General features: G+C 45.0%; 3 protein-coding genes. All 3 read right to left on the bottom strand.

Features of this window, described 5'->3' with window-relative positions:
* Window positions 1–1037 precede the first annotated feature (1037 nt).
* Genes A8O25_RS18945 through porU form a run of 3 tightly spaced genes read right to left on the bottom strand, consistent with a single transcriptional unit; the run spans window position 1038 to window position 7388 of the window.
* On the bottom strand, window positions 1038–2324 hold the full coding sequence (locus A8O25_RS18945) for a M16 family metallopeptidase (protein WP_066838328.1): 1287 nt from the start codon (window positions 2322–2324) through the stop codon (window positions 1038–1040).
* A 1-nt stretch (window position 2325) separates the two neighbouring features.
* Entirely contained in the window at window positions 2326–3489 is a 1164-nt protein-coding gene (gene porV / locus A8O25_RS18940) for a type IX secretion system outer membrane channel protein PorV (RefSeq protein WP_066838326.1), read from the bottom strand.
* Window positions 3490–3515: 26 nt separating this feature from the next.
* Window positions 3516–7388: a type IX secretion system sortase PorU gene (porU, locus tag A8O25_RS18935; RefSeq protein ID WP_082893757.1), complete on the bottom strand. Its 3873-nt coding sequence runs from the start codon at window positions 7386–7388 to the stop codon at window positions 3516–3518.
* Window positions 7389–7395 lie beyond the last annotated feature (7 nt).

Below are 7395 nucleotides of genomic sequence, written 5' to 3'. Positions count from 1 at the left end.
TCACACGCGGGAGAGTAGGTAGCCGCCAACCCCCTTACCAGGAGAGGCCCCACGGGTGAAACCGCAGGGGCCTCCCTGCGTTTAAGCCCTGCCAGGGCCCAACGACTCCGGCCATTGGGCACCTGCATACAGTGTGCCTTCAGCCGTTGCCCTGTTGGAACAGTGCTGATCTGCACTCCCTATTGCGTTACCTCTTTCGCTAGTCTGTCTTATCAACCTGCTTTTGACTGCTTATTCCTTTACTCGGATGTTGGCTGCAATTGTAACTAGGCTCGTAGACGGCCATTCCATGATTTGAGGGAAAGCATGAGAAACAGCTGGTAGCAAATTATGGACAAAAATTGCAGATGAAATCCGGCAGTAGAATTAGATTACCTTAGCAAAAGAAAGCAAACCCCAGCCGACTTTAATCGGCAGGAGTAGCAGAAGAGGAATTGACGTAAAATACTTGCAAAAATAATTGACCAGCAAAGCGCCCAAACCGACGCCAAAACGAATTTTTGACCTGATTTTCATAAAACAAGCTTAAAACGGAAGGATAGAGAATTTATCTATCTCTTCCTTTTTGCATTTTCGGGCTATTTTTCTAAAAACAGGCCAGAAACAGAAAAGTAAAAGATATAAATCAGGTTGTTGTGCAGAGAAACATCTGCAGCCAACCATGCATAAATGTCAGCCTTCGGCCAACGGCTTTGGCTGCCGCTTGTACGAGTCCGTTGCATTATATTCAGTAGTCGATATATAGTTTAGATTATTTTATGCATTAAATAAGTCATTTAGGCATTTAAACTATAGATGCTCTTGTGCATAGTCTTTGATCATCTAGGTTTTAGGCGATTAGGGTTGCTTTCCCATTTCAATCTATTGTTTGTCTTTTATATTATATCTGAAATGTGGTCACTCATTTGGTGTGACTTTCGTTTCTGCCTGATTATTGAAATCAGGTATTAAAAGCATGGACGCTTCTAAAGTAAAGTAAAAAGCCTTGATGAGATATCTCTTCAAGCTTTTTACTTTACTTTAGAAGTTTAGCGTGTTTATTGTGTACCTCCTACAGCAACAATATGTAGCGTCTCTGTAGATAGATACTCCTTTGCAACCGTTTGAACCTCTTCTCTGGAAGCTTGTTGCATTTTATTTTGGAGGTTGGTAAAGAAGTTTGGTGGAAGACCTAAAAGTACGCTGCTTCTATATCTGTCCATTTTATCAAAAATGGTAGAGTTGTCAGAAATAAACTTTCCAGCCAGATGCTTTTTAATTGTATTTAATTCTTCTTCTGATAGAAGCTCTCGCTGAAGAACTTCGATTTCTTTTTCTATCTCACGTATGGTTTCTTCTATCTTATCACCTTTGATATCTGTGCCTATAGATATCAAGGTGCCATGCTCTTTTATTGAAATAGAAGAGTGAATACCGTACGTAAATCCTTTCTCTTCTCTAATATTTTTCATTAGCCTTGAACCAAAGTAGCCTCCTAGCGCATGATTGGCAAGATACAATAGGGGGAAATCTGGATGCTCCGGAGATGGAAGAGTTCTTCCCACTCGTATGGCAGCTTGCATTGTATTAGAAGACCGTTCCATCTTTTTAGAAGCAGTTGCCTCCTTCTTTGAATACTGCTTCTCAACATTATTTAGGCCTGTGTTTCTTTGGGTCTGATCTAAGAAGCCTTTCAGCAGATTGTTGCCCTCTTCATCAAAATCACCCGTTACAAAAACCTCAGAAGAATTAATGTCATAACGGGTTTTATAAAATGCTTTAATGTCTTCTAACGTAAGTGCTTTAATCTCTTCTTCACTAATAACTGTGGAGTAAGGATGGTCTGCCCCGTATATAGAAGAGGTGAAAAGTTCTGTGGCAAGGTAGCCATTCTTTTGTTTGTCTATGGCTAGTGTCTGAATTACCCTTTGCTTTAATAATTCAAACTCTTCTTTAGGGAAAGAAGGATGTTCTAAGATTTCAAAAACTATGGGTAATAGCTCTGGAAGAAACTTGGATAAGCAGTATAAGGTAAGAGTTGACCTGTCAAACCCATGCGTAATTTCTAGAGAAGCCCCATAGAAATCAATGATATCAGCCAGTTGTTTTGCGGTATGACTGGTTGTACCCTCTTTTAACATTTTTGCGGTTAAAGAAGCTACGCCCGGCTTATCTTGATACCATTTCCCTGCTTTAAAAACAACTTCAAGCCTTATGATGGGTTGAATAGAATTAGGATACAAATGTACTCGTGTCCCAAAAGAAGAAGTAAGAACCGTTGGGTATATAGATAAGTCGGGTGTTTGCTCTGCTAATTCTGGTGCTTTTGATCTGTCTAAGGCCATACTAATAGGTTTCACCGTCAATTCTGAAGTGAAGGGTAAATCGTAGGGTTTGTGCTAAAGGGTTATTTTGTTCATTAGGAATTAGATAAGCGGCATCAACCCCAAACTTTTGGTACCTCACGCCTAAGCCCATGGTGAAATACTGACGGCCCCCTTTTAAATCATTCTCATAGAAATAACCGGCACGGGCAGCAAAAAGGTTATCATACCAGTATTCTAGACCTGTAGAAACAGTCACTTCTTTCATTTCTTCACTGAATCCTCCGGGGGCATCATTAAAAGATTTAAAGATACCTGAGAAGGTATTGGTGTTTTCATTGGCAGCAGCGTTGTCTGCTGGAGTATAGGGTACCAGAAGTTTATTGCCATCTACAGCTAGAGTTATCTTGTTATAAGGATCCAGCTCCATAGTTATAGCAGTACCAAGGCGTAAGTTGGTAGGTAAGAAATCTTTCCTGTCTGCGGTAGTATAAGAGATTTTAGCGCCTATGTTTGAGACATTACCACCAAACGCAAGATTATAGTTCTTACCGCCTAGTGCTAAATCTTTAGTATAGTAGATACCCAAATCTACTGCTACAGAGTTCCCGGGCTCTGATTCTCCTGTAAAGCTACCGTTGGTATAAGTAGCATTACCAGCCAGGTTGGAGCGTATATAGCGGGCACCTACCCCAAGGCTTAAGTTTTCACTCAGCTTTTGCCCATAGGCTACGCTCACCGCATATTCCTTCGGGTTGAAATAACCTGTTTCAGCACCTTGTTCATTTGAGAACCTGATTTCCCCAAGGTCAAAATACATCAATGAAGCCGATATAGAAGAATTGGGTGTCAACTTCTTGTGTCCTGATAAGTAAGCCAGATACATGTCATTCACTATTTTCTGTAACCAAGGCGTAACAGACAGAGAGACGCCTAAGTCTTCTTCAAGAAACGCAAGTTTGGCTGAATTCCAGTAACTGGCATTGGCGTCTGGTGAAATAGCCACGCCAGCGTCTCCCATGGCAGCAGAACGGGCATCTGGTGAAACGCTTAAAATAGGAACTGCAGTGGTAATGGGCCTGTATTCCTGATTTCTGCCATCTGTGGTTTGTGCAAAGGCAGAAAGGCCAGAGGTCAGAATCAAGAATAAACTTAGTACTGTAGATCGTAAGGAAGTGCAGTTCATGCGGTAGAAGTTGTGTATCAGATACGTTATTTAAGTAATACTAGCTTTTTGCTCTGTGTTGTACTGGAGCCATCAAGGCGAGAACGTACATTCACCCGATAAATATATACGCCTTTTGGTAAATATCCATCATGGTCGCCTTTGCCGTCCCAGGTGAGATCAGAAAAGTGAGCATTGCCTGTACTGGTAGTACGCAATGTCTTAACCAATGTACCTGATACGGTAAAAATGTGAATTTGTATATCCAGTTCCTGCCCCGGCCTGTTATGGTCAAAATGGAAAGTAGTTTGGTCAGCAAAAGGGTTTGGTGCCGTTAAAACATGCTCCAGCGCTAATTGTTCAGAAGATGCTACCACAAATTCAATTCTGGCAGTACTGGAGTTATTATGAGTATCCCAGGCTTTTAACTGCAAGGTATGCATACCCTCAGAAAGATCAGTGAGGGTGTAGCGCACTTTGCCCGCCTGATAAGAGTCTACATCAGCGGTATAAAAATCATTTAAGATAATAGGAGAAGATGTCTGATCATCTAAAATGGCGGTGATCTCATGGCCTATACCAGCACCGGCCGTGTTGATGCCGTTCTCATCAGAAAGATGCGCCAAAAGAATAGCGTCTTTATTGACAATACCTCCAGAAACAAAAGTGGCATCATTCATAAACAGTTTTACCAGAGGCGGGGTATTGTCAGCTGAAGCAGCGGCATCTGCCTCTCCAACCGGAAGTATGGCCGCCCCATGGGCATCAGTGGTGGCAGAGAACGCATACAGTTGAATAGACCCCGGCCCCACTACATAATTGATATCTTTGGGTACTACAAAAGAGACTTCAAATTCCCCATTTGTAACAGTGGCCAAGCCATCATAGAGAATGTTGGTACGGTTTTGTACCTGGCGCTTAGCACTCTGATCTCCCAAGGTGGTGAGGGAAGAACGTTTATCATATACGGTTAAATGCACTTTGCCCTGAAAGTCTGTGGCAATCTGCTGTTGATTACCAATAGAGCCGCCCAACGTTATTTTTGATAAGGCTTTTAAGGTATCTGAGGAAACCGCGGTGTATGCTTTGCCATTGATGGTAGTAAGGGCTACTCCCAACTGCGGGTAAGCCAGTCGCATAGAAGGGTCTCCCAGCAATGTGAAATTGCGGTTGTTTACATGATACAGGCTGTTATTCTTGGTCTCACTGTACAGATACCCCATATCTGGCATCTTACCGTTTGGAAGACGAATAAAAAGCCGTTGAAAGAACTCAAGATTTAACAGACGGTTTCCGGAGGAGTAAACCGGCCGGGTGGTGGTCAATAGACCAACAGCACCGCCATTAGGGTGCAGAAGGGCTGTTTCTGCACCAGAGTTACGCTTAGGATCATCATACCGGCCAAACTCACAGGTGGCCGTTAACAGAAACGTGAGGCGGTCTGGGTTCTTCCAGCTCTGTATTTCATTCAGGGTAAGAATCTGTTCATCTGCTAAGCTAATGGCATTTCCATGGCCGGTGTAGTTCACTAAAAGTGCGCCCTTTTCTACCTCTTCTTTCAAAGATCTGTTGGTGTCAGGAGAACGTTGCCCGTTCGGGACGGTGACTTGCGAGAAAAGATCCAGGTACACCTTTTGGGAAAGGTAGTTAGGATGCGTCCGCTCTACATACTCTGCCAGGTAATCAGCGTCATTCAGGTGTTCATTGAGGTCACCGTCGTCAGCTAAGAAGACAAGCCTTTTACGCCAATTCCCAAAGGTTTGACTGCTCTCATACTTGATAATCTTGTTGATCAACAGGTCGGCCTCTGCGCCAGATTTTGCCGGCAACCTACCAATGCCAATGTCTAACCGGTGCGCAAGGCTGAAATCAACCTCTGACCATTCTCCCTCTTCGTCATCAAGAAACCCAAAGAAATCTTCTGAAGAATAGGTGTTGACAGGGTTTAATGATTCCCGGGATTGATAAACAGGAATGAAGTTGGTGTTTTGGGAAATCCTGCGTTTGGGGTCAAAAGAAGCATCTCCCAGTAACAGCAAATTAATTCTTTCGGCACCTTGCTTGCTGCTGCGCTCATAGAGCATTTTCATAAAGTCTCTGATGGCAGAAATGTCCTGCTTGCCAGAAGAAAACTCTTCATAAATCTGTGGCAGCGACACTACCTCAACCGTTAGGCCAGAACTGGTGCGCCTATGGTTTGCCAACCGCTGCGCCTGGGCCAGAAATACGGGTGGAGAGATGATCACCAAATCCAGGCTTCCATCTAGATTTAAACTATGTAAATTCTGGTTAGAAACTTTGCCTGCAAAAGTAGGGGCCGGAAAGCCGGAACCCTGAAACACCACGTACTCCCGCAAGCTCTGGCTGCTGGCAGAGAATGATGCCGTCCCATTGGTTAGCACATACTCCTGCTGCACCGGATGCAGCGGGTCAGTCACGTCCCAGATGAAGCTGCCAGCCGGTACCCCCGCTACTTGAAAAGTACTTATGGGGTTTTGCAGGCTGGCGATTGACCTGAAATTAGTTTGGTTTCCAAATAAGCGTAATTGGCGTTGAGCCACAACGGTGAAGTAATTCAGAAAACCATTGGTAGAGGAATTCCCCTTTGCGTCAAAAATATAGTGCAGGCTGAGGTCTCCTGTATAATTCAGGTTGCTGAGGCTGGCTTGAAAAGACAGGGTACTGTTCACTCCTGCGTTATGGTAGTTGCCAGACCCTCTGCCTACAAGAATGTGCTCACCCAGGTTTGTTCCGTTTAACTTAAGGCTAAAAGAGGAGCCTATGGTGCTTTCAGATACGGGAGAGTTCCCCATCACTGAAGACGTGACTTTTACCAGACTGTTAGGCACCAGATCAGAGGCAGGCAGAGAGAAGGCAGACGGTTGGGTAAAAGAATTGAATTCTTCGCCATACCACTCCCGGCCAGACTGCAGAACATTGACACGGTCTACTTCATGGTGCCAGCGGGCGTCATAACTGGTAATAGCAGGGTAGGTGCCGCTAACAGAAGCCTGCTGCTTGACTCTGCCGGAAGGCGTGGGTTGTACGGTGAGATAGTAATAAGTAGTGTCTGAGTAGAGGTTGAAGGAATGAAGGAAAGGGGTTTGGGCAGACGTACCGTTGAAAGACCATGTATGCGGCCCCTGCCCATAGAAAAGAAGATAGTCATTGGCATCAAAAGAGCCATCCTGCTCCCCAACTACCAGTATGTCATTTTCTACCAGATCATCTGGCCGGGGTGCGCTGTTGAGTTGGGGCAGCATACCACCACCGTTGCCGTAGATTTTGAGGTGCCTGGGGTTGAGGCCTTGTACATTGACCCCCATGGCTTGCAAAGCCGCCCGGTCAAGCTTGTAAATGCCATCGGCGGCCACGCCTATCTTATACCAATCGCCGGTGCTTAAAACAGAAGCGGTGGTATGGGTGCGGAGCGCAGAGGGTTGGCCTGGTCTTTTGCGAGCAGCAGCAGCAGCGGTAGAAGTATAGACATAGCTGAAACTGATCAGCTTTTCAAGGCTTCCTGTCTGTGGGTTCAACCTGAACGGCTGAAAAGACACAATGGTGCTGGACACGCGGTTGGCGGTGCCGGTGCTTAAAACCGGTATGATGTCTGTTTTTAAGCTGTTTTTCGGAAATGAGCGCAAATCTGCTTCTGTGAGCGGGGCAAATTCCAGCTTTGTAAATTCAAAAGCACCAATAGCTACCTGGGGGAAGGAAATCTGGTAATAGGGAATTTCTTCCTGACCATGATAAGAAGCTTCTGCAAACGTGGGAACAGAAGAGACCGGGCTTTTAGAGGGGGTGGCAGCGGGTAGGGCGCGCCAGGAAATGGTGCGCGTTCCTTGGGTTTGAGCCCAGGCAGACGGGGTGGCCATCCAGAGAAGGGCTACGGCAAAAAGAAGCTTCTTACACAGGTGCATGTATGCG

Origin of the sequence: Rufibacter ruber (assembly GCF_001647275.1) — a bacterium.
GTDB classification, from domain to species: domain Bacteria; phylum Bacteroidota; class Bacteroidia; order Cytophagales; family Hymenobacteraceae; genus Nibribacter; species Nibribacter ruber_C.
The sequence above is the reverse complement of the archived record's forward strand: the minus strand, read 5'-3'. Positions and strand labels throughout refer to the sequence as shown.

Excerpts from the sequence above, each read along its gene's own strand:
- A8O25_RS18945 (WP_066838328.1), bottom strand. The coding sequence starts at position 2,324 with ATGGCCTTAGACAGATCAAAAGCACCAGAATTAGCAGAGCAAACACCC.
- porV (WP_066838326.1), bottom strand. The coding sequence starts at position 3,489 with ATGAACTGCACTTCCTTACGATCTACAGTACTAAGTTTATTCTTGATT.
- porU (WP_082893757.1), bottom strand. The coding sequence starts at position 7,388 with ATGCACCTGTGTAAGAAGCTTCTTTTTGCCGTAGCCCTTCTCTGGATG.